This is a genomic window from Methanobacterium sp. CWC-01, from assembly GCF_030323845.1.
In the GTDB taxonomy this organism is placed as follows: Archaea; Methanobacteriota; Methanobacteria; order Methanobacteriales; family Methanobacteriaceae; genus Methanobacterium; species Methanobacterium aridiramus.
The window spans coordinates 239950-265231 of sequence record NZ_CP040735.1; the positions used below are offsets into that span (position 1 = coordinate 239950).

24 protein-coding genes are annotated in these 25282 nt (G+C 38.7%); 8 read left to right on the forward strand and 16 right to left on the reverse strand.

From position 1 onward, the window contains the following. Window positions 1–29: 29 nt before the first annotated feature. Genes FGU46_RS01200 through FGU46_RS01225 form a run of 6 tightly spaced genes read right to left on the reverse strand, consistent with a single transcriptional unit; the run spans window position 30 to window position 7083 of the window. Complete coding sequence (locus FGU46_RS01200; RefSeq protein ID WP_286475701.1) at window positions 30–1208, reverse strand: restriction endonuclease subunit S; 1179 nt, start codon at window positions 1206–1208, stop codon at window positions 30–32. Window positions 1209–1224: 16 nt separating this feature from the next. Continuing rightward, the gene (locus FGU46_RS01205) at window positions 1225–2301 is read right to left on the reverse strand and encodes a restriction endonuclease subunit S (protein WP_286475702.1); all 1077 of its coding nucleotides are present in this window, start codon (window positions 2299–2301) and stop codon (window positions 1225–1227) included. Continuing rightward, window positions 2298–2450 carry a hypothetical protein gene (locus FGU46_RS01210; RefSeq protein WP_286475704.1) on the reverse strand — a complete coding sequence of 51 codons (153 nt, stop codon included), beginning with the start codon at window positions 2448–2450 and terminating at the stop codon, window positions 2298–2300. Before FGU46_RS01210 ends, FGU46_RS01205 begins: the two co-directional genes overlap by 4 nt. Before the next feature lie 27 nt (window positions 2451–2477). After that, window positions 2478–2828, reverse strand: a complete 351-nt coding sequence (locus FGU46_RS01215; RefSeq protein ID WP_286478572.1) for a hypothetical protein — start codon at window positions 2826–2828, stop codon at window positions 2478–2480. After that, the gene (locus FGU46_RS01220) at window positions 2794–4338 is read right to left on the reverse strand and encodes a type I restriction-modification system subunit M (protein ID WP_286475706.1); all 1545 of its coding nucleotides are present in this window, start codon (window positions 4336–4338) and stop codon (window positions 2794–2796) included. The genes FGU46_RS01215 and FGU46_RS01220 overlap by 35 nt, the downstream gene beginning before the upstream one ends. Window positions 4339–4380: 42 nt before the next feature. Beyond that, complete coding sequence (locus tag FGU46_RS01225; protein WP_286475708.1) at window positions 4381–7083, reverse strand: type I restriction endonuclease subunit R; 2703 nt, start codon at window positions 7081–7083, stop codon at window positions 4381–4383. Window positions 7084–7297: 214 nt separating this feature from the next. On the opposite strand from FGU46_RS01225, the gene FGU46_RS01230 reads away from it, so the two are divergent. The 5 genes from FGU46_RS01230 to FGU46_RS01250 all read left to right on the forward strand — a co-directional run bounded on the left by FGU46_RS01230 (window position 7298) and on the right by FGU46_RS01250 (window position 10770). Further along, on the forward strand, window positions 7298–7852 hold the full coding sequence (locus FGU46_RS01230) for an EVE domain-containing protein (protein ID WP_286475710.1): 555 nt from the start codon (window positions 7298–7300) through the stop codon (window positions 7850–7852). Between the two features lie 17 nt (window positions 7853–7869). Beyond that, the gene (locus FGU46_RS01235; protein WP_286475713.1) at window positions 7870–8286 is read left to right on the forward strand and encodes a hypothetical protein; all 417 of its coding nucleotides are present in this window, start codon (window positions 7870–7872) and stop codon (window positions 8284–8286) included. A gap of 397 nt (window positions 8287–8683) precedes the next feature. After that, a complete protein-coding gene (locus FGU46_RS01240) occupies window positions 8684–9631 on the forward strand; it encodes a DUF4268 domain-containing protein (RefSeq protein ID WP_286475714.1) in 948 nt (315 codons plus the stop codon). Between the two features lie 49 nt (window positions 9632–9680). Continuing rightward, a complete protein-coding gene (locus FGU46_RS01245; RefSeq protein WP_286475715.1) occupies window positions 9681–10043 on the forward strand; it encodes a hypothetical protein in 363 nt (120 codons plus the stop codon). A gap of 46 nt (window positions 10044–10089) precedes the next feature. Continuing rightward, window positions 10090–10770: a hypothetical protein gene (locus FGU46_RS01250; protein WP_286475718.1), complete on the forward strand. Its 681-nt coding sequence runs from the start codon at window positions 10090–10092 to the stop codon at window positions 10768–10770. Window positions 10771–10799: 29 nt separating this feature from the next. Here the strand turns inward: FGU46_RS01250 and FGU46_RS01255 are convergent, their stop codons facing one another. The 5 genes from FGU46_RS01255 to FGU46_RS01275 all read right to left on the reverse strand — a co-directional run bounded on the left by FGU46_RS01255 (window position 10800) and on the right by FGU46_RS01275 (window position 18520). Continuing rightward, window positions 10800–12044 carry a CDC27 family protein gene (locus FGU46_RS01255; RefSeq protein ID WP_286475720.1) on the reverse strand — a complete coding sequence of 415 codons (1245 nt, stop codon included), beginning with the start codon at window positions 12042–12044 and terminating at the stop codon, window positions 10800–10802. A 135-nt stretch (window positions 12045–12179) separates the two neighbouring features. Next, the gene (gene terL / locus FGU46_RS01260; protein ID WP_286475722.1) at window positions 12180–13595 is read right to left on the reverse strand and encodes a phage terminase large subunit; all 1416 of its coding nucleotides are present in this window, start codon (window positions 13593–13595) and stop codon (window positions 12180–12182) included. Continuing rightward, on the reverse strand, window positions 13510–14103 hold the full coding sequence (locus tag FGU46_RS01265) for a hypothetical protein (RefSeq protein WP_286475724.1): 594 nt from the start codon (window positions 14101–14103) through the stop codon (window positions 13510–13512). The genes terL and FGU46_RS01265 overlap by 86 nt, the downstream gene beginning before the upstream one ends. Window positions 14104–14156: 53 nt before the next feature. Then, window positions 14157–16631 carry a bifunctional DNA primase/polymerase gene (locus FGU46_RS01270; protein WP_286475727.1) on the reverse strand — a complete coding sequence of 825 codons (2475 nt, stop codon included), beginning with the start codon at window positions 16629–16631 and terminating at the stop codon, window positions 14157–14159. Window positions 16632–17353: 722 nt separating this feature from the next. Continuing rightward, a complete protein-coding gene (locus FGU46_RS01275) occupies window positions 17354–18520 on the reverse strand; it encodes a tyrosine-type recombinase/integrase (protein ID WP_286475728.1) in 1167 nt (388 codons plus the stop codon). Window positions 18521–18761: 241 nt separating this feature from the next. On the opposite strand from FGU46_RS01275, the gene FGU46_RS01280 reads away from it, so the two are divergent. After that, window positions 18762–18968: a hypothetical protein gene (locus tag FGU46_RS01280; RefSeq protein ID WP_286475730.1), complete on the forward strand. Its 207-nt coding sequence runs from the start codon at window positions 18762–18764 to the stop codon at window positions 18966–18968. A 95-nt stretch (window positions 18969–19063) separates the two neighbouring features. On the opposite strand, the gene FGU46_RS01285 is transcribed toward FGU46_RS01280, so the two are convergent. Then, entirely contained in the window at window positions 19064–19435 is a 372-nt protein-coding gene (locus FGU46_RS01285) for a DUF1801 domain-containing protein (protein WP_286475732.1), read from the reverse strand. 170 nt (window positions 19436–19605) lie between these two features. Between FGU46_RS01285 and FGU46_RS01290 the strand changes: the two genes are divergently transcribed. Then, window positions 19606–22311, forward strand: coding sequence for an MEDS domain-containing protein (locus tag FGU46_RS01290; protein WP_286475734.1), 2706 nt, complete (start codon window positions 19606–19608; stop codon window positions 22309–22311). 106 nt (window positions 22312–22417) lie between these two features. Then, on the forward strand, window positions 22418–23260 hold the full coding sequence (nudC, locus tag FGU46_RS01295) for an NAD(+) diphosphatase (RefSeq protein ID WP_286475736.1): 843 nt from the start codon (window positions 22418–22420) through the stop codon (window positions 23258–23260). Between the two features lie 85 nt (window positions 23261–23345). Here nudC and FGU46_RS01300 read toward each other — a convergent pair whose 3' ends face one another. From FGU46_RS01300 to FGU46_RS01315, 4 genes are all read right to left on the reverse strand, one after another. Next, window positions 23346–23888, reverse strand: coding sequence for a DUF1697 domain-containing protein (locus FGU46_RS01300; RefSeq protein ID WP_286475738.1), 543 nt, complete (start codon window positions 23886–23888; stop codon window positions 23346–23348). Between the two features lie 67 nt (window positions 23889–23955). Then, window positions 23956–24411: an SRPBCC family protein gene (locus tag FGU46_RS01305; RefSeq protein ID WP_286475740.1), complete on the reverse strand. Its 456-nt coding sequence runs from the start codon at window positions 24409–24411 to the stop codon at window positions 23956–23958. A 61-nt stretch (window positions 24412–24472) separates the two neighbouring features. Further along, window positions 24473–24937 carry a VOC family protein gene (locus FGU46_RS01310; RefSeq protein WP_286475742.1) on the reverse strand — a complete coding sequence of 155 codons (465 nt, stop codon included), beginning with the start codon at window positions 24935–24937 and terminating at the stop codon, window positions 24473–24475. A gap of 135 nt (window positions 24938–25072) precedes the next feature. Further along, entirely contained in the window at window positions 25073–25264 is a 192-nt protein-coding gene (locus FGU46_RS01315; RefSeq protein ID WP_286475744.1) for an SRPBCC family protein, read from the reverse strand. Between the last annotated feature and the right edge of the window lie 18 nt (window positions 25265–25282).

Here is a 25282-nt window from a genome sequence, read left to right on the forward strand (position 1 = left end):
CTAAATTTTTATTCGTTGATTATTAGTGTCTAACAAAACATCTGCTGCAATAACCCTTTTTTGAATTCTCTATTGATTTCCAGTTCTTTGTCCAGCTGTTCTATTTTTTCATCTATCTTTGATAGGATAGAAGCTATTTTCTCCTGCTCCTCGATTTTAGGTATTTTTATTGGTATTTTTAGGCATACCTTATTATTTAATTTTGGTTGAGCTGTTCCGGTGTTGTATTTGGCATAATTTACTCTTTCTAATTGCTCGCACAAAAAGTACTGATTTATCTCAGGTAATCCTTTGATAACATGTGCATGGTTATTCACCCAATATTTCCCCTTTGCTAAAAAAGCCAATCTTGAACTTCGAGTTATAATATTTGCACCATCTTCAGCCAATAAAACCAGTTCCTCATCAAAAATATAGTCATCAATGTAATCTATTATTCCAGAAGCACCGTAATAAGGGTAAGGACCTCTTCTTTTTGCCCTATCACTGCTCTTTAATGGTATTCTTCTACCATCTAAAAAATGAGCCACCTCGCCTAATCTCTTCTCTTCCCAATCAGGATAGTCTTCCCCATTTTCATCTTTAAACCTTAATTTCTGGCTGAAAATCTGCTGCATCATCCCTTTTTTATAAGTTTCCCAAAGCTCCTGGTTTTTCTCTAATAAGTCTATTTTTTCATCAACTTTTGAAAGGAAAGAAGCTATTTTTTCCTGTTCTTTTAAATCAGGTAAAAATAATGGAGTGTTTTTCAAAGTAGCAAGAGAGAGATTTTTAATTGTAGTGCCAGTCAATTCTCCGTTGAAAAAATTGTGAATTTTATGTGTTTGAAGATAATTATAAATAAATTCCTTAAATATATCAGATTTTAAATTGATATAAGCTGCACTTTTTCCTAAAATCACTTTTTCGTAGTTATAATATGCTAAATTACCAATTGTTCCATTTATTGATATTAAAATGGTCTGTTCACCTAAATTTTTCTTATATTTCTCAAATTCTTCTTTTGGAACAGATTTAGTATTTTCATTAAATACAATTTTTTTATTCACCAAATTATTCCCATTTACGAAGAAATAATCATTTCCGTCCTTGTATTTTGGAGTGGCATGAATTCCATCACTTATTTTTTCACTGACCTCCCCTAACTTTATTTCTTCCCATTCCCTTTTAAACTCCGGAAATCTTAATTTAGGCAGATTTATTATCATTTAAATCTCCAATCGCTTAGCAAAACATCTGTTGAAATAGGTTTTTTTTAAATTTAATATTGACTTCTATTTCTTCTTCTAACTTTTCTATCTTAATGTCAATAGATGAGAGGAAAGAAGCTATTTTTCCTTGTTCCATAAGTGATGGTACTTCCACGACTAATGTTTTTAGACTTTCTTGATTTATGTTCGTATTTGCACTTGTAGAGCTTTTTCTAATTAATGAATTCCTAAACTTTGTCGAATAAAAGCAATATTTTTTAAAATTAAGATCAAAAACTTGTTTTTTTTCTCTAAATCTTATTAGAAATCCACTATATACAGTATTTGGTAAATTTTCTACAATTACTGCGGTTAATCCTACACCAGATGGCTTAACTGAAGATCTAATAAAAATTACATCTCCCCTAATTAAATCAAATTCTTTCAATTCTTTTTTTGTAACATTAACAAGATCGAAATTGTTTTTTGAAATAGAGTTCTTCCCAAATACATCCATCAAGTTAACAAAAGGGAAACCATTTCCAAAATCTTCTTTATATTTATTAACACCATTCTTAAAATTTCCAAAATCCCCTAATTTTTTATCTTCCCAGTCAGGATAATCTTCCCCATTTTCATCTTTAAACCTTAATTTCTGACTGAAAATCTGCTGCATAATCCCTTTTTTATAAGTTTCCCAAAGCTCCAGTTTTTTCTCTAATAAGTCTATTTTACTGTCTACTTTTGATAGGAAAGAAGCTATTTTTCGTTGCTCAGAGATAGAAGGAAATAAAAAATTCAAAGCATGTAGTTCTTCTAATCTTAATCCCTTAACAGTTGAACCTTTACCTAATGTCTCAATATAATCACTTTTCTGCACATACCAATAGTACAGAAACTCAATTTTAATTATTTTGGTAGGAATTAATCCTTTAAGGTCTTGATTAATTGAAATAGGTTTTTTATTTATAAAACCTCTGCCTAACCCCATTCTAGTAGAAATTATCAAACTTTCGGTCGGAATTAACTTAGAACTGCTGTTATTCAGTCCTTCTTCAGTTATGAACTCTAAGGTTGATTCTTTGTATTTTTTATTATCCAAATCTTTCACGGAAGCCCATGGGATATCTCCATTCCAGTAACTGTTTTTTTTCTTGAAGGTGTTCCACCCCCTAAAGTTGCTTTTAGAGTTTCCCCCAGAGTTTGATCCTCCCATTCTCCACTGAACTCTGGAAATCTAAGTTTAGGTTTACAATCCATTTTTTTCACCAATGTTATTGTAACAAATTAATCGGTAAGTGCCCATAATTCACTTTTTAGATTTCCTTTTTTGCAGCTGGGGCATTTAACGTTCATTTTTTCAGGTAATAATAAAAATACATCATGTGATCCGCATTCAGGGCACTTATTTTCCATATCTTTGCCATTTTTACGTTGCCATACTTTAACGACTTTTTGACAATTCAAACAATACAACTCATTATAATAATCTAAATTTTTGTCACAAACTATCATTGTGAAGTTATCTGAAGTGTTAATTGAAAAAGAGCAGTTGTCACATTCAATTTTGTTTATAGAACCCATTTTTTCCACCTCCATATTTTTATTCATTGAAAGGAGCTTCAATACCCAACTCATCACAATGCTTTTTAATCTCCCTATCAACTTCAGCAGATTTTTTATTTAGTTCCCTAATCTCTCTTACAACTTCATTAAGATCAACAGGCTCTTCTTCCTCGAATGTGTCCACATAACGGGGGATATTTAAGTTGTAATCGTTCTCTCGAATTTCATCCAAGGTGGCAGCATGTGCAAATTTATCTACATCCTTCCTGTCTTTGTAAGTGTCTATGATTCGTTTAACGTCTTCACCTCTCAAACGATTCTGGTTTTTTACCTTTTCAAAGTGTTTAGAGGCGTCAATAAAGAACACATCTGCATCATCTTCTCTGCACTTCTTGAATACCAGTATCACCGTGGGAATGGAAGTCCCGTAAAATACATTAGCCGGTAATCCAATCACAGCATCTAAATAGTTCTTCTCCCCCACCAAATACTTCCTGATAACCCCTTCAGCAGCACCCCTAAACAGCACTCCGTGGGGTAGGACTATGGCCATGGTACCGTTTTCATCCAGGTGATAGATCATGTGCTGGACAAAGGCAAAGTCCGCCTTAGACTTAGGGGCTAATTTGCCATAGGCGCTGAACCTTTCATCGTCCAGGAATTTGTTATCAGCGGACCATTTAGCAGAAAATGGTGGATTGGCTACGATGGCGTCGAATTTCATCCCAAAGTGTAATGGATTCTCAATTGAATCGCCCTGTTCGATGTTGAAGTCCTCAAACTTAACATCATGGAGGATCATGTTCATCCGGGCCAGGTTGTAGGTGGACTGGTTCAGCTCCTGTCCATAGAAATCACCAATCTTAGCCTCTTTAGAAACACGTAATAGTAGGGATCCGGAGCCGCAGGTGGGGTCGTAGACGTTTTTAAGATTCTTCTTACTCAAAGTCACGATTTTGGCCAGTATCTTAGACACCTGTTGGGGAGTGTAAAATTCACCGGCTTTTTTACCAGCTGAGGAAGCAAACTGGGATATCAGGTATTCGTAGGCGTCTCCCAGTATGTCCTGCTCCGTGTCCTCTATCCGGAATTCAATATCAGCCAGATGAAGTAGAACTTTGGAAATAAGCTTGTTTTTGTCATCTTCGCTTTTTCCCAGTTTGGAGGATTGAAGGTCCACGTCTTCGAAGAGGTTTACGAAGTCTTCTTCACTTTCGTGTCCCGCAGTGGAGTTTTCAATCTGATTTAAGGCCATCTGAAGATTATTCAAGATGAATTCTTTATTTTTAGCTTTATCTATTAGGTTTTTGAATAGACAGCGTGGTTCCAGGAAGTATCCAAGGTTGTCCAGGGCTTCGGCTTCCACTTCTTCTTTTAAGTCTTTGTCTTCAAAAGCTTCTTTGAAGGTGACTCCGTCCTCTTTAAGTTCCTGGTTGAGGTAGATTTCTATCTTCTCTGATAGGTATTTGTAGAATATGAATCCCAGCATGTAGTTTTTAAACTCATTGGCATCCATGTTTCCCCGTAGCTCATCGGCGATGGCCCACAGTTTGGTTTCCAGTTTTCTCTGATACTCAGACATTTGAATCTTACTCTCCTTCAATTACTTTATGACCCAGTTTTTTTACCAGCTGAATTTATCAACCAGTTCCACAATTAAATCCTTAATCCTTTGTAGTTTGGAACGCCTTTCTTTCAAACCTAAACGTTCGGTGAATGATTCTTTAATAATATCATTTCGTATTTTCCCTGAAAATTCATATTCGGATATGATTGCCTGGGTAATATCTTTATCTAATTTCTCTTCTTCGATGAATTCATTAACTGCTTTGTTTTTCTCTTTGTCGATGAAGTTTTCAAAGTGGCATTCGATTTTATCTTTATCCTGGATCTGAGGTATGGTGCGTTCAATGAACTGTTGTATGAGGTCGATTTTACTTCGAAGTTCGTGGCTGCGTTCCATGGTGTCCAGGATGAATTCTTTGTCTTTCTCAAAGGATGGGCTGTCAATGTCCAGTTCTTTGATCAGGTTCAGGATATAAGCTACGTTTATGTTGTCCCGGCGGACCAGTTCCACTTCAAAGTCCACATCATCCAGGACGGAAACCTTCTCCGGCGCAGTGTTCTGTTTGTAGTTTTCATAGATGTCCAGGTATTTACTCAGGTAGTCATTGAATTTCTGTTCATTAATGTGCAGATCATCGAAGGTGAACTCGGTAAAAACAATCAAGCGAGTGTGGATACGTAATAATTCCCTGAAGATCTTCACAAAATCAGCTATCTCCTTCTCGGAAGGTAATAGGTCAACATCACCTACATGGGGAGCAAGTTCCACTAAAAACTCATGTACTTTGTTGAAATCCACGGCATATTCTTCATAGGATTTCATTAGTACGAATTCAGAAGCATCTTCATCAGAGTACAACCGGATAGATTCATCAGTGGCCTTTTTAAGGTTCCGGAAGCAGATTATGTTTCCCTGTTTCTTTTTCTCATTTAAGACCCGATTGGTCCGGGAATACGCCTGCAGAAGGCCATGGTACCGGAGGTTTTTATCCACATATAGTGTGTTGAGTAGTTTGCTGTCGAAACCGGTGAGGAACATGTTAACCACTAGGAGGATGTCTATCTGTTTGTCCTTAGATCTTTTAGAAACATCCACATAGTACTCGTTGAAGGTATCAGTGGAGTAGTTGGTGCCGAACATTTCATTGTAATCATGAATGTACCTTTCCAGCTTGTCCCGGGAGTGCTCATCCCCCCTAATCTCCTCATTAGCATCAAAAGAAAAAATAGCAGCAATATTAAAGTCATGAACTTTACGCTGGAAGATATCATAATATTTGGTTAAAACTTCAATAGAAGATACTGCAAATATGGCGTTGAACTCCCGGTTGTAGGTCTTACGGTCGTGGTTCGCAATAATATAATCAACTATTTTCTCCAGCCGGTCCTCAGATTCCATCAGCTCTTTACGGTCAATATCCTCTACTTCAATGTCCAGGGTGGCTTTGTTCCGGTAGCGGCCCACATATTCCACCGAGAACCCCAGGACATTCTCATCCATTATGGCGTCTTTAATCACATAGCTGTGGAGCCGGTCTTTAAAGAGGGTTTTAGTGGTCATGCCGTCTACCGAGTTAATGGCGAAGATGGGTGTTCCAGTGAATCCAAAGTACTGCAGGTTGGTGAAGAAACTGGTTATCACATCATGCATCTTCCCGAACTGGCTGCGGTGACATTCATCAAACATTAAAATAATTTTCTGGTCACGAACCCGTTCTATTGCTTTATGACGGGCAACCGCACGTGACAATTTCTGAATGGTGGTTATGATAAGTTTGTTCGGCCCTAAAAGTTGTTTCATCAGGGTTTTGGTGTTATCGGTTCCATCCACTGATCCTTCACTGAAACTGTTGAATTCCTTAAAGGTCTGATAATCCAAGTCCTTACGGTCCACCACGAAGATGATCTTGTCAATGTTAGGCTCTTCAGATAAGATTTGGCTCACCTTAAAAGAGGTTAAAGTCTTCCCACTCCCAGTAGTATGCCACACATAACCATTACTTGTGGTGTTAAGTGCCTTATCCAGGATAGCTTCAACTGCATAGTACTGATAGGCCCTTAGGACCATGAGGGACTTGCTGGTCTCGTTTAAAACTGTATATTTGGCTATCATTTTGGATAAATGGCATCTCTCCAGGAAAGTGTCTGCAAATTCATCCAAACTGGAAACATTACGGTTAGATCTATCCTTCCAGAAAAAAGTGTATTTAAAACTTAAATCCTTGTTATTAGCGAAATATTTGGTATTAACACCATTGCTAATCACAAAAGTTTGTATGTACTGGAACAGGCCACGATAAGAATGATGACGGTAGCGGTCAATCTGATTAAAAGCAACCTTAAGCTCAGCTCCCCTCTTTTTCAACTCAACCTGAACCAGGGGAAGACCATTAATTAGAATAGTAACATCATACCGATTTTCATAAACCTTCTTCATGGTAACCTGGTTGGTCACCTGGAATAGGTTCTTGCACCAGTCCCGGGTGTTGAAAAAATCTATGTAAATGACTTCATCTTCCCTTTTAAGGGCGTACTTGTCCCTCAGCTTCTTAGCTTTGTCAAAAATAGTGCCACTTTCTAAATGAAGCAGGATCTTGTTAAATTCATCAGCAGACAATTCGATGTTGTTAAAAAGTTCTATCTGGGCCTTAAGATTCTGTTTTAATTCATTTTCATCCTTAATCTCAGCCCGTTGATACCCCCCATCAACCAGCTTAGTTATTAGACACTCTTCCAGCGCAGCTTCACTTTGTGTGACCATAACCTATGCCCCGATCTCCAGATTTGACCTAATTTTTCCATTATAACATTAAAGGTCTTAATATGACTTGATTAGGGTTTAACTTAAAATTTACTATTTAATTCCAGGGAAAATAGTTTTTGCATATTATAGTTAAATTCACCAAATAGATATATTTATATTGTATTAGTTACCTATTATGATTTAACGATGTTAATTTCAAGCAGGTGGTTGAATGAAAAAGACACAGATAAACCTAAAACTGAGGGAAGATATCCTGGAAAAATTTGATGAAAAAGCCAAAGAAGAACACAGAACCCGCTCAAACATGATCGAAAAGATGATAATCGATTATCTGGGCGAACGACAATATTGGCTATGGGTTAACAGCAGCGCTATGGATATCGGCGATGATGTAAAAGAAAAAGATGAAATGACCTGGGATGGGTGCGACCCAAGGACATTAAAAGGTGACAGGGTACTTATCTACAGAACCAGCCCCCATAAACACATCAAATACTTGGCTGAAGTACTGGATGATGCCCTGGAAGATGAGATATGGACCCAGAATGGCGACAAAATGGGTTATTATTGCCGTTTCAGGATCCTGAAGTCCTTCGAAGAACCACTTGAAATTAGTCAGATGAGAGATTATGAAAGCCTGGAAGATTGGTATCCGCTGAAGGTAAGCTTCATACGCATGGTATTCAAAATTGAGGAAAAATATTGGGAAGTGCTCCGAGATATTTTAATAACTAAAAATTCGGATGCTAAAGAAGCTTTTAAATGATAATAGGGGTGAATAATATGAATTTCTGGCTTTGGGTGGAAAAAGAAGGTGGAATTGACGGAGAGATGATTCCCGGAGAAGAGTGGTGCTGGGAAGGATGCGATTATGAAACTGAAGAAGGAGATTTAATTTTAGTCTACAGAACTCGCCCATACAAAAAGATACAATATCTTGTTAAAGCAACATCAGAGTCCAGATTAGAAATTAGGCATTTACCCGACGAAATTTATAAATGCAATCTTGTTGTTCTCCATGATTTTGGCGAAAACAGTCTAAGTTTAGATGATATGAAGCAAAAAGATGAACTAAAAGATTGGTATCCACTAAAAGTAAGCTTTGTAAAAATGAAGTTCTTAGTTGAAGAAGAATACTGGAGGATTTTACAGAAATTCCTTACAAAAAATAGTGCTGAAACATCTGCACTATTTGAATAAATTTTTAATCAGTAGTAAGGATCCCCACCCACCACTAGGAAAAGATCAAAGTTAAAAAAATAGTTTTATGCAATTTGTAGTGCTAAGATTTTTAGGTTATACCATCATTAATTAACCTCTTCTTCCTCCTCCTGGTCTTAGTGATGGTTTCAAACCTCTTATGAGCCAGAAGAAATAATATTTAGCTTCCCGGATGATTTCGAGCTGATGCTTCCAATCTTCTGATCATCTATGTCGTCTTTACCAGGGCCAGAGGGTCAGATAAATTGTCTCCACCAATAAATTAATTTATCAAGTAATGATTGGGTGTTTGCCGAGAGCACCGGAGAAGAAAAATAGTCTTTAGGACAGAATAATTGTAATATCAAATCTTCGCTAAGAAATGTAGGTGATGGAATTGGCAAAAGAAATAAATTTTGATGAAATAACTGAATTACCTTTAAATCTATTTTTTAGGACTGAAGATCAACATTTTACTCCTTGGCTACAAGAAAACATCGATAAATTAGGAAGTATAATTGGAATTGATATTGCTGAAGCAGAAACCGAAGTATCCATAGGTAGTTTTAGATTAGACATACTCGCTTACGAATCAGGGACAAATAGGAAAATTGCAATTGAAAACCAATACGGAACCACCAACCATACCCATCTAGGACAGCTTATAACTTATATGGCTGGACTTAATGCTGAAGTTGTAGTTTGGATAGCAGAAAATTTTAACACAGAACACATTACAGCGATTAACCATCTTAACCAAATATCAAACAAAGATATAGCATTTTTCTGCATAAAACCTCGTTTAATCACAATAGGAGACAGCAAACCAGCCATCGAATTTGTTGTAATAGCAAAACCAGATGAATGGGAAAAAGAAATACATGGCGAAATTAACCTATCTGAAAGAGCTCTGGCTTATAAGGACTTTTGGACTAAACTGAAAAGGGAATACCAACAAAAAATACCATCATTCAATCGTAAAGTATCAACCAGGTCTTATTATGGCATGACAACTGGTAAAGCAGGATTAGGGTTTCTTTGGAAGTTTACAAATAAAGGATGCTTTGAAATAGAGCTATGGGTAAATACAACAAGCCAAACACGGAACCAAGAAATAATTAACAAAATTAAATCCAATAAAGATAATATCGAAAATAACTTAGATTGTCCGTTGTTTTTTTATAATGACGAGAATTACAAACACAAATCAGTTAATATCAGATATAAAAAACCAGCAGACATCTTAACAACTTCAGAGAAAGGAAAAGAAGAGCTAATAAATTGGGGTGTCCAATCAATGCCCAGATTTCAGGAACTATTACAGCCCATCATAAAAGAATTCTAGTTCAACTGTAAACTTAAAATCTTTCAAGAGTTATAAAAGGAGATTAAGCATGAAAAGTCTTTTTGGACACATTGTTTTGAATTTTACTTCTCAAGCTGAGAATTTAGATACTGAAGCGTTATATTACATACTTTCAAGTTCTCCTGCTGCGCGTGCAGGGTTATCTAATATTTTAGGATTAATTGATCCGAGATTAGATGGAGAACTCTTTTTTAAGACGCAACTTTACGATGAAGAAGATGTAGCTATCCCAGATTTAGTCGGTCTGGATCCTGACTTTGATCAAACTTGTATTATTGAATCGAAATTTTGGGCCGGTTTAACAGATAATCAGCCGGTTACTTATCTCAGACGGTTGAAACCTGAGAAACCTTCTATATTTGCTATTTTTAGTCCCGACCAAGAGACTTGAATCCATCTGGTATGAAATCGTTAACCGGTGCAAAGATGCCGGAATAATGATAGATTCAGAAATTAAGGATGATAACTATATTTATGCCAATTTAAATGAAAATAATTATCTTGCTGCTATAGATTGGAATTCACTTTTAACAATAATGGAAACAGAACTTGACACTGCCGGAGATTACCTCCTAAAATCTGATCTCATCCAATTAAAAGGATTGTGCAACCAAATGGATGAAGTATCTTTTTTACCTCTTGATTCTACCGAAATATCACCCATGATCGCTCGAAGGAATATGCAATTTTATGAAATTGTAAACAATGTAATTTCTAGTGGCAAATCAGAGGGAATCTACTCCCGAAAGGATTTAAGAGCTGCTTCAGGGTTGTATTGGTATGGAAATTACTTCGAGATTGGTGATTTCTTATATCTACTCAAGTTTGATAATAAAAATTGGCACGAATGGAGAAACACACCCATTTGGCTTGAAGTATATGGAACAGGATGGCGTGAATATGGAAAAGGATGGCGCAAAGATACTAAAGAACGATCCAAAGTAAGAAATGCCCTTTCTGAATTGGAATCTCACACCAATAATAGATTGTTCTTCGATCAGGATGATGTGGCAATAATTCCCTTAAAAGTTGAATTAGGTGCAGTTAAGGATCAAGTAGTAGAATCCATTAAACAACAAATAGAAGAGATAAATCTATTATTAAATAGAAAATATTGAGATTTTGAACCTTCAGCACCCTTAACCATTCATATTTTTTCCATATACTTATTTTTAATCTCTTCAAATTCACTTTGATTAATAGCTCCAATGTCCAATAATTCTTTGGCTTTTTTGATTTCGTCCATAGGGCTAAGTTTTTGTTCGACTCGGACGGTTTCTGCCTGTTGTGGTTTAGATTTTACTTGTTGAACTTTTTTTTGTACAATGTTGGTGAAAGTAACGCCATGTGCAGAGTTTACACTTCTTACTTTAATTCTTGCTCCAGGAACTGAAATTTCAAGAGTTCCCAATACCAGCCCTTTCTTGAAACCTATACTTGTGATATCATTATATCTAATGAATTGAGTGCCTTTGTCCCATCCCGTATAAAGTCCTTTTCGTTGTATTCTAATGCCTTCCATTTCTGTAGTTAAAATCATTACCTTACCTTGCTTGTCGCCGCCTTGGATCTGAATCATTGGAGTGAATTCATCGTTAATGAGCTGATTTGCAGCCATTTTTAGATTTTCTAATTCTGTTGGTGCTCTTTCAATAAACTGCTTTAAGCATTCTTTTCCCTCATTCTCTCTTCCAGGTACATTAAGGAGTGCGGAACCTTTTTGAAATAGTGCTGTAATTAAATCAGGTTTCAATTTCAGTGTTTGATCATAACAAGCAATAGATTCTTCATATTTTTGTAGACTGACTAAAACAATGCCTTTGATCATCCATGATCCAGGATTTTTTGGATCAATATCAATTGATTTTTCAATGTATTCCAGGGCCTCTGTGGGTTTGTTTAAAGCTAATAATGTACTAACTTTAAAATTGTAAGCTTCTATAGAGTTTGGATCTTTTTCAGTGGCTTTATTAAAAAATATTAATGCATCTTTAAATTTTCCTTTCGTAAAACTATCATTACCCTTTTTAATAAGTTCTTTTGCCTTTTTAATGTCCTTTTGGTTTGTTTGGTTCAAGTTTATACTTTCTTTTAACGTAGAATTTATCCCCTTATTTGAGGTCTTATTTCTATTTGAAAAGGTTTTAATGGAGTCTGCTGAAAGTTCGGGTAAGTTCTCACCACATTCAATACATTTAACAGATGTTAGATAGTTTTTTACCCCACATTTAGGGCAGATCCTGTCTAAAGGATTTTTTTCAGACTTACTTCTGGTTTCATTCTCTTTCATCTGAGAATATATCCCAGCAAGTACTTTCTGCTTTGGATCATCGGGATCAATACCCTTCCTTTTTAATTTCAAATTTTTTTTGATATCTTCATTTGAAACCATTGAAAATCCTCAAAATATAAGAAACCACTCAATTAAGCCATCTTCACTAAAGAAAGCATTCTATTTTCCTGCACTCTGTAGATTATATATTGAAATGTTATTTATTTATAAATATTTAAGATTTAGTCCATCAGGTCAATAATAAGGATGACCACCTACCACTAGTAAAGGATTGAAGTTAAAAAAAGGTCTGACTGAGATCTGGAGTGCCAATTCCATTGAGTCCAGCATGTCATCATGCTTCCCCTGGGGAAAGTAGAGGTACTCGTTGAGGAAATTCTCCAGTTCAGGGTCTTTCTCAGGTAATAGGACTTTACTATTTTCAAAGTGTACAAAACCAGCTGAAATCCTGGTGACCTTGTCAATTGTCCTTTTTACTTCCTTTATTGGAAGCATGGATGTCTGTTTGAGTTGTTGGGGGAGTGCCTGTTGATAGGCGTTTGATTCAATAACAATCTGTAAGGGGTTCCACCTTTTGGCAAGGTTTTCGACCATCCTGACCTGGGTGGGGAAGTCTATCCGAACCCGGTACCAATCCAGTATGTAGATTAAGTTTTCTTTGGAGATCCCTATTGTGGTACACACCGTGTAGTCTGCAGTTTCCCTGGTGCTGATGGCCAAATCCCACGCCTGATATACACGTAATGAATCAAGTGGTGGTAATTCGTGTGGTTGATAATGTTTAATCCAAGACCGCTTTAATAATCCGCCCTCTGGTGGCTGTGGCCGCTGCTGATATAGGGCGCTCCACCAGTATGATCCAGTGGTATCCTTGATGCGCTGAAGTTCATTTATATCATACCTGCCTGGCCAGAGTGCTTCTCCAGGTTTCCTCCCCAAAAGGTCATCTTCTTCAGCCAAGGCCGGTAGGTTAAGTACATCCCAAACTTCCCCATTTTCATTTTGCATCTGTCTGATTAGTCTGCCAGCCAGGTCGTCTTCGTGCCAGCGGGTCATGATCAAGATCACAGCACCATTCGGTTCCAGTCGGGTGTAGGCGGTGGATTTGAACCATTCCCAACTATTTCGTCGGTAGCTCTGGGAGTTGGCTTCTTCTGCGTTTTTCACAGGGTCGTCGATTATCAGCACATCTGCACCTTTACCAGTGATTGGTCCACCGACTCCAGCCGTGATCATACCCCCGTCATGTCCTTTGATGTTCCACCTGGTGGCTGCCATCGACCTGGAATCTACTTCAACCCCAAAAACTTCAGGACCATAGTCAATTAATACATCCCTGGCGCGCCTGCCCCAGGTAGAGGCAAAATCTGCCTCATATGCCGTTAGTATTACTCTTTTATCTGGGAACATCCCCAGGTACCAGGCCGGGAAGAACTGAGACACCAGCCAAGACTTACCGTGTCTGGGAGGCATGAACACCATCAACCTCTTTGTCTCACCGAAAGCCACTTCCTGGAGCTTCTCATTTAGGAGGTTGATGTGGGGCGGAATCTCGTATCGGTTTTTACTTGCTGTGAGTGCCAGCCCCATCGGTGCTGCCCTGGCTATCTGCGACAGCTCTAATGAGTTGGTTGGCTTTTTTTCGGACATTTGGAACCTTAAGGTTTTCTTTTGTAATGAAATCATTTTTAACTTCCTTGATTTCTTTTTCCTGCTTTACATTCTCTGTAGGAACTCCAAGACTTAGTCTCTCTATCTTAACTGCGGTATCGCACCATCGTACTAAATCTTGTGGGCTTAGATCATCTGGGTTAAGAGAGTTCAATCTTTTATCCACTTTATCCTGGAAATTCCTCGCAATCTTTACATGTCTTGTAGACATCTCCATTATTTCCTGTTCATGCCCTAATCTTCTTAAATCGTCAATATACGAGTCATATGCAGTTGCTCTCTCAACCCATTTATTTTTACTACTCCATTCTTTGAGTGTCCTGATACTAGGACGAGAAGTCGGCTGATTTTTGGTGCTGTTTTGGTGCATTTCGGTTTGGACCTTGGTTATTGACCTTTTAGGCCCTAAGTCTCGGTAGATGCAGAAGGATTCGTAAGCCTTCCCTGTTTCGCCTGGTAATTTTCTCCAGTTTTGTTCATTTTCCATTTTTAATCTCCCAAAATTTTAAAAGCGTTTTTTTTTCACAGGAAGATATTGAACTATAACCTTTCCTGTTGTTCAATCCATTCTTTTACTATCATGCTCTCGATTTCATCCCCTATTTCTTTGGTTTTATAGGGGCTGGTATCTTTCACGCCGTTTATAACGCTTATTTTAGTATGTATTTTAAAAGTAGCGAGTTCCTGGAGAATGGCCTGTTCAATGCGGTTCAATTGCCTAAGATCTGTTGGACATTTATCAGACCGACTCAAGACCAAATCATAGCTTATCTTATTGTCTTCTACCTTGATACCTCTCTGCTTAGCCCTCTTTTTAGCTCTTTCAAGGCATATAGTTAGTTTAATGGGGCTCTGACTTTTATCTCTTCGTTTGACCACTCCTAGTTTAGAAAGGTCTGACTGTGCACGTTTCCAGGAGTAATTATCCTGGCCTTCAGTCACCATCTTATCGGCCAGATCCCTGTACGTGGTTTTGACTATTTTGTCCTGCAGGATAAGGCGTAGCAATATTTCTTCGGTGTCTTCATGTTCTTCCTTACGGTTCTGTCTGTATTGATGGGCATAATTAAGGACTTTTTCATAGTATTGTTGGTTTCTTTTTTTTTCTTGATCGACGATTTTAGCCATTGCCATTAGGGGTAAAAATTTGTTATACTCTCGCCCTAGACCTGAGTCTACGGGGATATTCTCGTAGACCATTTTTACTTCGTTTTGGTAGTGTAGGGCTGATGCCATTAGATCCCCTTCGATATCTTTAAAGTAGGGGTCTTTATGCATGGTTACGGATCTTTTCCTTATTTCCAAGTTGGTTGTTTCCTCCATTTTGATGATTACACCCTTCTCTGCAATGCTTTCTGTCGTTTGTCTGGTGCCCAAGGCTACTGAGGATGCTAGATAGAGTTTAAGGTGTTCACCCGTGTTTTGATCACGTTTACTAACATAGGAGTTGAGTTTCCACGCGTTCTCTATAAATTCACTTAGAATTTGCCGTTTTTCTGGTGACTTCAGCCTTTCCTCCAAGTGGTCTACGGCGAAGAAGCCCATACTACTACTGGCTGATTTGTGAAGGTCAGCCTCGGTATAACCACCACTCACATCTCCTCCACCATTGAAACAGGTGTGAGATAAGTATTCCAATGCGGTAGATTTTCCTACATCACGTAAGCCTTCAAAGCACAAGTAAGGGTACCAGGTGAAGAGGGCCCGGAGATAGGTGCCCATTATCCAGAGCACAATAATTAACCTATCACCTTCACTGAGGTCCAAGTAGTCACAGCTTCTGGAGAGCAGATCTTCAAAAAGAGCTGAAAATGCTCTATGCCCTATTTTACCTTCAGTGTGTTGTTCATTAAGCAATTGTCTTATTTGCCAATTTGTCTTATCTGTGAGGGGGTCAGTAAATCCCCCTACAACCGGTAAGGGATTGGCAAATTTACCGTTAATTTGATGCGATTCTTTAATAGCCCTTATAGGTTTTTTAAGGCTAATACCATAGTATCCTGTAATTGGTCCTGAAGGTGGTACACCGATAAATGTTAGTCCGAGATCATAGTCATAGCCTTGACCATGCCTCAACTTCGGGACCTCGACTCGAGATTCTTCCAGAAACTTTCCAATCGGTGGGATAATACCATCTTCCGGATTTTTTTGTAGGTTTTGGTGGTGTCTGGGGCAGCCGATACAATCTTTTTGATCCCAATGGAAGTTCTTTCTGAGCTTTTTACAAGTAGGGTGTTTAAAACCCTTATCATACAGACGCTGCAGATGTTTGCTGGTTTTATCTGGATCGAAGTCGTCTGTGCAACTGAAGAAGTCTGTAGCCAGTTTTATCTTAATTTTTTCAGCGACAAAGAAAGCCCCAATAGATGTCCGCTGGTCCTGGGTAAGTTCGTTCTCTTTACCGGTGAGTTTGCTTTTAATGCAGGGGTATTCTAAAAAATAGCATGCTTCCATTGTTTGTTGGAGAAAGATTTTGAAATCTTCCATGATATTAGGGTCGTGGCGGATATCAGAGTCATTGATCACACGATATTCTTTTAATTCTCCCCTCTCGTCTAAAACTTGGCCGCGGACGACGATTTGATGGGTTGATTTTCCATGGATCTCGATAAAAGGTGGTTTTGCTTTATATTCTAAGTAGTCTTTAGGTTTATCTGTCCGGAAAAGTACTCTATAACCCCCATTAGGGGTTTTCAAAGTTCTGGTGTTGAATCGGCTCCCAAAATGCCTCACTGCTTCATCATATAACCAGGGCCAGTCAAAATCGATGTCGATTAAACCCCCAATTCCAGTGAAGTATGAGTAAGCCGTATTTTTAATCCCACGTTTGCTATATAGAACTTTAATGTCATTTTCAGTTTGATCTTCTTCGGCAGTTTTTTGCCACCCTATAAAGCCTGGAAACTTCTCCTCGGTCACAAAAATTATGGATAAACCGTACTTTTTCCTTAAAGGGTCTTGTAAAGCCCTTTCAAGTATTCCGCCGTTGATTACGCTTCTATCTTTATTGTCCATAATATCACTTAAAAATCCGAACAACAGTCAACGTAATCGGCGATTGCAATAAATTCTTCGAACTCATCTTGACTGGCTCCTTTATCCATATTAATTAAAAACCAGTTTAACCGCAGTTTCAGCCTTTTTAGATCTTCCTTCATGATTTAGGCTTCCTAAATGTTTTTCTTTTTTTGGCCCATTCGACCAGTTCTTCAAGGGTTTTTATCCATCTGTCGACTTTTTCTGGAGGTTCAGAACAATCATTTTTCACTCTAATCTCCCCTCAAGATACTCTTCTATGGCCTCTTGGACGAGTTCACTGGCGTTTCTGTATTTACCTATCCGAATCAGTTTTTCGATCTCAATCAGAGATTCTACACTGACTGAGAAATTTCTAGAAACTTTCAATTTTAATCACCAGCTAATAACATGTTCCGTATGCAAAAACAATGAAAAAAAAGCCTGATAACATCCCCTAGAATCAGAAAAGATTTAATAATAGAACAATAACGGAAAAAAAAGAACTATACTTAATCAGCATAAAAAACGTAATGCAAAGAAATAACTATTTAGGACTCAAGTATTGATAAATAAGTTAAAAATCAAAAAAACTATTTAAAGCAATAATGGGATCTTTTTATGAGATCCATGTACGAATAACAAGTAAATAGAATCTTAAAAGGCTAATTTATCTATGAAAAATATCAAAAGGAGTCTTCTAAGAGAATATGACCTCAGCATCATTTTCTTTGCTTTTTAAGATATTCAGCAAAGCCGTCTAGCTCTCCTAACTTAATACTCAACTCATCCAATTCTCTTTTCAAGTCACGATTTTCTTCCTTTAGCTCTCGGAAGCCTTCACTCTCCACATCCTTTACCTTGGCCTCGTCCAAGGATAAATAGGGTAAAGCTTTAAGATAGTGGTTTTTTAAGTCAGCAGGGTTAGCCTGCCAGTAAGTTCTGTCTTGACTGCTTATTTTGTGGCCGGCCAAATAGTCAGCAATGACTTTTTCACCTATTTTATTTATGATAGTGCTGATGAAGTACTTCCTGAGTGCATGGCTTCTCCAAAAAGCATAACTTCCTTTATCTTTTTTGAATCCTGCTTCCTGCCCGATTCTCCTAAAATTAGTAACTATACTATCTCGACTTAGTCTGCCACCATAATTGTTAACGAAGATAGGTTCTTCTACTTCACCTGAAATTCTAATCTTCTCATTACGGCCATAGCATCGTTCCTTGAGGTAAGCTATGATTTCTCTTGTGACTTCAGGTGGGATGAAGGTATAGTGACGATAATTAACTTTCTTCCTTCTTATCTCTAAGGTCAAAACTTCATTAAGTAGCTGTTCTTCATGTTTAAAGAGGTCTTCAACACTTTCAATGCCAATTCCAGTAGCTTGGCTGGCAGAATTTAGAAGTTTACTGATTGTAAGATCTCTTGCTTCCTGTTGCCCCATACCCGAAAGGGCCATAAGATAGATTAGTGCTCTTTCCCTGGTTGATGCTGCACTTATTAGTTTGTGAATATCTGTCCTCGTTAAGGGTTTGCCAATATTTTTTTCCTGGCCAATATCCCCCTTATCCAATTTAATATCTGGTAAAGTTATTTGGAATGATTTGTAGAATGATTTGATAGCAGAAAAATATAGATTAACAGTTTTAGGAGATTTACCGTCGCCCTTGAGTTTCTTTTTATATCGAAGTAAATTTAGTGATACCTTCCTATCCATTAACCTGATAGGGGAAGCTTCTTCTTCATCTGCTTCGGCTTTTAATTCGGTTGGAGTCTTTCCTATGAACTTTGAAAAATCTTTGATGGCTATTCTGTAGGTTTTTTCTGTTCCGGAGCTGAGGTTGCGGATTAAGAACCATTTTTCTAGTAGTTCTTCATCTTCTTCTTGCATGGATCTATATTAAGATTGTCAAATATTTAAATTTAACGACCTTATGATAAACATAAGAATTGTTTAACGAAGTAACTGAACTCTGAAGTTAAATAATTCAATAGTTTAATTACAAATTTTTCATTTGGCCTATCGACTAGGGGTTAACATCTGCACTATTACGAAATAAAATTAAAATATTAAAGGGGCCAATCACTATATGGATGGATGCGATTAATTTATATTAGAGGATTTGAGTATTATGGCAAAGGAAATCAAACAATTAGTGGTAGGAATAACCCGAGAAGGGGATATAGTCGTCAAGAGTGCTAGAGGCAGAATGTATTCAGTAAAAAAATCGGCAGATTTAAAATTCAATTGTGAAGATCTCTTCAAAGATGTGGAAAAAGAATTATTTGCAACCATAGACACCGAAGCTGAAACATGGGAATGCATATTGATAGAATAGATTAAGATAAACAATAGTAGGGTGACAGATCAAATTACAACTATCATATTTGCAAAGGAAAGACTTATAGGGCCTTTTGCTGGCCAACTCAGTCCTCAGCTCACCGCTTTCTTCACGAGGGCAATGATCCTTTCCTCTTCGGTGGCAGTCAACTCCTTCAGGGCGAAGGAGGTCGGCCACATGTGGCCTTCGTCGAGGTTGGCGTTTTCGTTGAAGCCGAGGGTCATATATCTCTCATCCTCGGCCCCGCGGAAGAAACAGACCACCTTGCCGTCCTTGGCATAGGCGGGCATCCCGTACCAGAGCCTCGGTGAGATGGTTGGCTCACTGGCTTTGATGATGGCATGGAGCCGCTCTCCCATGGTGCGATACGGTTCTGGCATCGCGGCGATCTTCGCGAGCACTATACCTTCCCCGTCCGCCTTGGGTGAACCGGGCTTTTTTGATTGAGGGTTGTTTTTTTTCATAAGATACTATTTTCTTTATATTTATACTTGGAGATTAATGCACCGATTTTCTGCAAGAATTTGGGCCTCGAGAAAAGGTTATCAATGGAACTTATTGCTCTATAAAAGTTTATCTATTACGAACTTCAAATTAAATTAGAATTCTTTTTTCACCCGGAGGCAGTTAGGTCATGGTACTGAGAAAATCAGGCATAGATATCATGGGAGATGTCCCCTGGGGGACCCATTTCTGCCAGTTCTATCGTACTAAAGATGATCTAATCGACATACTGGTCCCTTATTTTAAAGCCGGATTGGATAGTAACGAATTTTGCATGTGGGTCACATCCGAGCCTTTAGGTGTGGAAGAGGCCAGGGAAGCTCTGGGAAAGGTTCTACCGGATGTTAACCGTTACCTGGAGGAGGGACAACTCGAAATACTCCCCTACACCCAATGGTACGTTAATGATGACGTTTTTGATTCCAAGAGAGTTTTAAATGGTTGGGTGGAAAAACTGGATAGAGCTTTGGATAAGGGTTATTCCGGTTTGAGACTTAGTAGGAATACCTTCTGGCTGGAGAAAGATGATTGGGACGATTTTGTTAATTATGAGGAAGAAATCAACGATGTTATCGGAAACTATCCCATGATGGCCTTATGTACCTATTCCCTCAATAAATGTAGTGCCAATGAGATTATAGATGTGATTATTAACCATCAATTTGCAATTATTAGACGTGAAGGGAACTGGGATCTTATTGAGAACTTGGAAAGTAAAAAGACAAAAGACACGCTCTTATGGAACCAACAGCGTGATAAACTTCTGGCGGATGTTTTCAGGAAGCTTCTAACCAATGATGATCCTCAGACTATTATTGATTCCATATGCTTAGAAACCATGAACTTTCTGGATTGTGATCTCTTTCTGAATTACCTAGTTGACAACGAAAAAGGATGTTTGCATCTTAATGCATATTCTGGAATACCAAAAGAAGAAACCCAAAGGATTGAATGGTTAGATTTTGGCAGGGGTATATGTGGATGTGCTGCGTTGCAATCACGACGAGTAGTTGCCGAAAATATTTTTGAAAACCAGGACCCCCGAACCGGGTTGGTTAAGTCTTATGGGGTTCAGGCCTACGCCTGTCACCCCTTACTGATTGAAGGCCAGAGTATCGGCACATTATCCTTTGGAACTAAGTCACGAATCAAATTTGCCCCGGAAGAATTAGCTTTGATGAAGGTGGTGGCGGATCAAATATCCATCGCCATGAATAGGCTCATATCCAACCGTAAATTAAGGGCCAGTGAAGAAAAATATCGAGAATTAGTACAGAATACTAATAGCATCATCATCCGCTGGACAACAGAAGGCCAAATAACATTTTTCAATGAATATGCCGAGAAATTCTTCGGATACACCGAAGAGGAGCTATTAAATCAATCCGTAATGACAATTGTACCTGGAGATGAGGTTGCTGGCAAAAGTTTGGCCAATATTGTCCAGGACATCGTTAAAGATCCCGATCAATATGATGTTAATGAAAATGAAAACATCCTCAAAAATGGCAAGCGAGTATGGATTAGGTGGACTAATAAACCAATATACGATGATGAAGGGAAAATTCAGGAAATACTGGCAGTAGGTATGGACATTACCGAACGTAAACAGGCAGAAATAAAACTTAAAGAGACCTTAGATAACCTGGAGAAATTGGTTGATGAACGTACCCGAGAACTGAAATTATCAAATGCTTATAACCGTAACCTGATAGAGACTTCTTTAGATCCCCTGGTTACCATTGGACCGGATGGTATGATTACCGATGTAAATAGAGCTACCGAGAATGTTACTGGCCATACCCGTGTGGAGCTTGTGGGCACGGATTTTGCAGATTACTTCACCCGGCCCAATGAGGCTAAAGAAGGTTACCAGCTCGTTTTTAAGGAGGGAATGGTAAGAGATTATCCCTTGGAGATTAAACATAGAAATGGTAATATTACTCCGGTTATGTACAATGCAGCTGTTTATAAGGATGAGTATGGTGAAGTAGTGGGTATATTTGCGGCGGCACGTGATGTTACTGAACTTAAAAAGGCGGAAGAAGAACTCCGGGAATACTGGGAAAATCTGGAGGAACTAGTAGAACTACGCACCAATGAACTCGCTAAACGGACTGAAGAGCTGGCCAATACTAACGCGGATTTACAACAGTTTGCTTATGCGGCGTCTCATGACTTAAGGGAACCTCTGAGGATGATTACCAGCTTTTTACAGTTACTGGAGAAACGCTATAAGGACCAGTTAGACCAGGATGCTAATGAATTCATTTCTTTTGCGGTGGATGGTGCTAAACGTCTGGATAATATGATCCTGGATTTATTAGAATACTCTCGAATTGCCAATAAAGAATTGATGTTTGACTATGTGGACTTAGAGGAGGTGTTAGATACTGTTAATATAAACCTTAAGGTCTTAATCAATGAGAATAACGCCACTATAATCCATAATGGACTCCCCATAATCGTGGGTGATGCTTATCAGATGATTTTATTATTTCAGAACCTCATTGGCAATGCCATAAAGTATCGCCGTGAAAACTCGCCTCAAATCCATATCTCTAAAGAGATAGATGGAGATCAGTATCTTTTCAGTGTGAAGGACAATGGGATAGGTATTGATTCTGAACATCTGGGAGGTATTTTCAACATTTTCAAGCGTCTACATACCAACGAGGAGTATGAAGGAACCGGGATGGGTTTGAGCATCGTCCAGAGAATTGTCCATCAGCATGGCGGGGAAATCTGGGTAGAATCCGAACCTGGAAAAGGTTCAAACTTCAATTTCACAATTCCAATACATCCTCTTGATTCTAATATTAATGAAACGGTCTGATTTAATCTTCAATTATGAAATAAATCTTATAATTTGTTTTTAGATAAAATTATCAAAAAATTATAATGCAATAAATATTTATTCAACCCCCAGATCACCTAATATTATGAAAAGGGAAAGCATTTACAAGAGATACATCCCTGCATTTACCAGAGAGGTAGAAAACAACCATCCTGCCTACTGGTTCATCTTCAACTCCGATAAACTACTCTTAAACCCTGAAGGTAGTTATAAAATTCCTTTAGCTGAAAATCTAAATGATCTATCCATTGATCCGGTTAGAATCATATATCTCGGTACCTTGGCAGGCCACCCCAGTTATGCTGCGGAGGTGAAGCCTGGAACCACCGCCCCGGATGGAATGGTTTTCCAGGACTTAAAATCACTTTATGAACTTTTAGATGAAGATATCTTTCTTCTGGCGGGCCGAGCCATCCAGATCATCAACTGGGATAAAAATCACCAGTTCTGTGGTAGGTGCGGCTCCCCCACCAAAACCGCAGAATACGAAATGGGTAAAATTTGCCCGGAATGCGGTTTAATGAATTTTCCCCGCCTCTCACCAGCAGTGATAACCGCCATAGTTAAAGATAATGGACTCTTAATGGCCAAACACTCCTACGGCCTTATAGATAGATATACACTTATCGCAGGGTTTGTGGAACCGGGAGAAACCCTGGAAGAAGCTGTCCGCCGGGAAATAATGGAAGAAGTTGGCCTGGAAGTAAGGAATATAGAATATTTCGGTAGCCAACCCTGGCCCTTTCCCCATTCTTTCATGATCGGTTTCACAGCCCAATACGAAAAAGGAGAAATCAAGGTCGATGGGAAGGAAATAGTGGATGCAAAATGGTTCACTGCCCCTGAAATTACCCCACCACCTTCCCAGGTTAGTATTGCCAGGGAGTTAATTAACTGGTTTATTGAGAACCACTCTCCGGAAGGGTGAAGTAGAATTATGGAGCTATGCCCCGATTTCTTCAGCAATCTTGATACCTATTCTTCAGCAATCAGATCCGTGATAAAGTTAGGATCTAGCTTTCGTTTAGCTTCTTAAGAATTCTACCAACTGTTTTCCAGGTCCGGGTGGTTATTTCTTTGCCAAATTCCTTCTCCAGCCAGCTCATTAGATGTGGGGTTTTTGATCTTTCCAGATTCACTAAGCTGCAGATAGCACCGTTAAATACACCTAAAACGACAAAACCCTCATTTTCTGCATGATATGGAAATTCAAGATCTGTTTCTGGTTTATTTTTTAAGAAAGTGACATTTAATCTGGATTTTGGTGTGTCCCTGATGTCTCCAAATGGATTGCTATTAAAAAGATCCGCCCATTGTTCTTTACTGCGAATAATGGTGGTACTTCTAAAATCAAGCTGTTCAGGCAGGGTTCTTTCAATGAGGAGTTCTAGTTGTTTTACATTACTGGATTTAGCTTCAAACAGAACATTACCACTGGAAATAACCGTCCGGACATTGAAAAAGCCAAGATCCTCAAAAACCCTACGCAAATTCTCATTACGCATGTTAGGATTAGAGGGGCCTATGCCCCTTAGTAACGCTACATACTTAACCATGGTAATCTTTACTCAAACTGCCTATTTTGAATAAATATCTGTCCATTTAAGAATATGAGTAGGATATTTATTTCTCCGCCAGCTCTTTAAGTTTCTGCAGGGCTTGGGGCCATATTTCCTGGAACATCCCTACGAACTCATCCCCATCATCCATATACATATCCACCCGAAGCTCAGTGGAGCCATCTACCTCTTTGAAGGTGTATTTCTCCATGGCCCCAGCCACATTCATAGCCTCTTCACTGGAGGTATCTTCTTCTCCAGCCAGCACCACGCCAATGTACTCCACTGAAACGTACTCATATAGCTGGTTCTCTTTTATTCTGCCAATCATGCCCGACATTTGACCGGTTTCATCCGGGGCCAGGAAAAGGATTTTACTCCCTAAATTCCATTCCCCAACGAAGTGTGAACCGGGCCCAAATACTTCCGTCCAGGACTGGTAGGTGTCCTGGCTGAGCATAGTGTCCCAGACCCTTTCTCTAGGTGCTTTAATGGTTATGGAAAAATGTAGTTTGTTCATTCTTTTCCTCCTTCAAATAATATTAGAGTTCTTATTGTCTCCTCATATCCCACTTTCATCCCTAATAGGCCTCTATTAATTTTTGGATCTCTAATTTATCCATCTGCATCATGGCCTGCATCACTCTTTCTGATTTATTTGGATCGGGATCATTTGAGAGCTCCCCTAATAGGGTGGGAACTACTTGCCAGGTGAGGCCGTATTTATCTTTAATCCAGCCCGGGCCCTGATTTTCTCCGCCCTCGGAGAGCTTTTCCCAGAAATAATCCACCTCCTTCTGGTCTTCACAGTTCACGAAGAAGGATATGGCTGGATTGAAGGTGTAGGGGGGATCTCCGTTTAGCGCATAAAATTCTTGTCCTTCCAGTTGGAATACCACGGACATAACCGTTCCTTTCGGACCCGGCCCAGTATCTCCATAATGAGTAACCCTTTCTATCTTCGAATCTTTAAAAATGGAGGTATAAAAATTCGCCGCCTCCTCGGCTTTATCATCAAACCATAGAAATGGTATTATTTTTTGCATACAACTCCCCCTTACCTTTTTTTTATCGAAATTTCTATTCCTGCATCTTCTCCAAGACCTCTTCGGGCGATGATAGGATTCAGGATTCACGCCATGAAATGCATACTCACTATCATCTGGATCCTTTGATGTGTATCACCAGGATCCTCCATTTAGGGGCTCAGATATCTCCAGCTTCGATATTAATCCTCCGGGGCCCATCCATTGCCCATACAAATCTGGATCAGTACACGCCTTAAAAATACTCCCTCTCGGTGCTTCTAACTCTCTTCCGATTAATATTTCTTGTATTCCCGGTTCGGCCATAACTCCGGTAATGTTTTTCATTCCAGCCACTTCCCCCCT

Excerpts from the sequence above, each read along its gene's own strand:
- FGU46_RS01270 (WP_286475727.1), bottom strand. The coding sequence starts at position 16,631 with ATGGACAATAAAGATAGAAGCGTAATCAACGGCGGAATACTTGAAAGG.
- FGU46_RS01305 (WP_286475740.1), bottom strand. The coding sequence starts at position 24,411 with ATGAACAAACTACATTTTTCCATAACCATTAAAGCACCTAGAGAAAGG.
- FGU46_RS01285 (WP_286475732.1), bottom strand. The coding sequence starts at position 19,435 with ATGAAAAAAAACAACCCTCAATCAAAAAAGCCCGGTTCACCCAAGGCG.
- FGU46_RS01200 (WP_286475701.1), bottom strand. The coding sequence starts at position 1,208 with ATGATAATAAATCTGCCTAAATTAAGATTTCCGGAGTTTAAAAGGGAA.
- FGU46_RS01245 (WP_286475715.1), top strand. The coding sequence starts at position 9,681 with ATGAAAAGTCTTTTTGGACACATTGTTTTGAATTTTACTTCTCAAGCT.
- terL (WP_286475722.1), bottom strand. The coding sequence starts at position 13,595 with ATGTCCGAAAAAAAGCCAACCAACTCATTAGAGCTGTCGCAGATAGCC.
- FGU46_RS01255 (WP_286475720.1), bottom strand. The coding sequence starts at position 12,044 with ATGGTTTCAAATGAAGATATCAAAAAAAATTTGAAATTAAAAAGGAAG.
- FGU46_RS01265 (WP_286475724.1), bottom strand. The coding sequence starts at position 14,103 with ATGGAAAATGAACAAAACTGGAGAAAATTACCAGGCGAAACAGGGAAG.
- FGU46_RS01280 (WP_286475730.1), top strand. The coding sequence starts at position 18,762 with ATGGCAAAGGAAATCAAACAATTAGTGGTAGGAATAACCCGAGAAGGG.
- FGU46_RS01250 (WP_286475718.1), top strand. The coding sequence starts at position 10,090 with ATGATAGATTCAGAAATTAAGGATGATAACTATATTTATGCCAATTTA.
- nudC (WP_286475736.1), top strand. The coding sequence starts at position 22,418 with ATGAAAAGGGAAAGCATTTACAAGAGATACATCCCTGCATTTACCAGA.
- FGU46_RS01235 (WP_286475713.1), top strand. The coding sequence starts at position 7,870 with ATGAATTTCTGGCTTTGGGTGGAAAAAGAAGGTGGAATTGACGGAGAG.
- FGU46_RS01215 (WP_286478572.1), bottom strand. The coding sequence starts at position 2,828 with ATGAGTTGGGTATTGAAGCTCCTTTCAATGAATAAAAATATGGAGGTG.
- FGU46_RS01310 (WP_286475742.1), bottom strand. The coding sequence starts at position 24,937 with ATGCAAAAAATAATACCATTTCTATGGTTTGATGATAAAGCCGAGGAG.
- FGU46_RS01300 (WP_286475738.1), bottom strand. The coding sequence starts at position 23,888 with ATGGTTAAGTATGTAGCGTTACTAAGGGGCATAGGCCCCTCTAATCCT.
- FGU46_RS01220 (WP_286475706.1), bottom strand. The coding sequence starts at position 4,338 with ATGTCTGAGTATCAGAGAAAACTGGAAACCAAACTGTGGGCCATCGCC.
- FGU46_RS01315 (WP_286475744.1), bottom strand. The coding sequence starts at position 25,264 with ATGAAAAACATTACCGGAGTTATGGCCGAACCGGGAATACAAGAAATA.
- FGU46_RS01275 (WP_286475728.1), bottom strand. The coding sequence starts at position 18,520 with ATGCAAGAAGAAGATGAAGAACTACTAGAAAAATGGTTCTTAATCCGC.
- FGU46_RS01225 (WP_286475708.1), bottom strand. The coding sequence starts at position 7,083 with ATGGTCACACAAAGTGAAGCTGCGCTGGAAGAGTGTCTAATAACTAAG.
- FGU46_RS01290 (WP_286475734.1), top strand. The coding sequence starts at position 19,606 with ATGGTACTGAGAAAATCAGGCATAGATATCATGGGAGATGTCCCCTGG.
- FGU46_RS01210 (WP_286475704.1), bottom strand. The coding sequence starts at position 2,450 with ATGGATTGTAAACCTAAACTTAGATTTCCAGAGTTCAGTGGAGAATGG.
- FGU46_RS01230 (WP_286475710.1), top strand. The coding sequence starts at position 7,298 with ATGAAAAAGACACAGATAAACCTAAAACTGAGGGAAGATATCCTGGAA.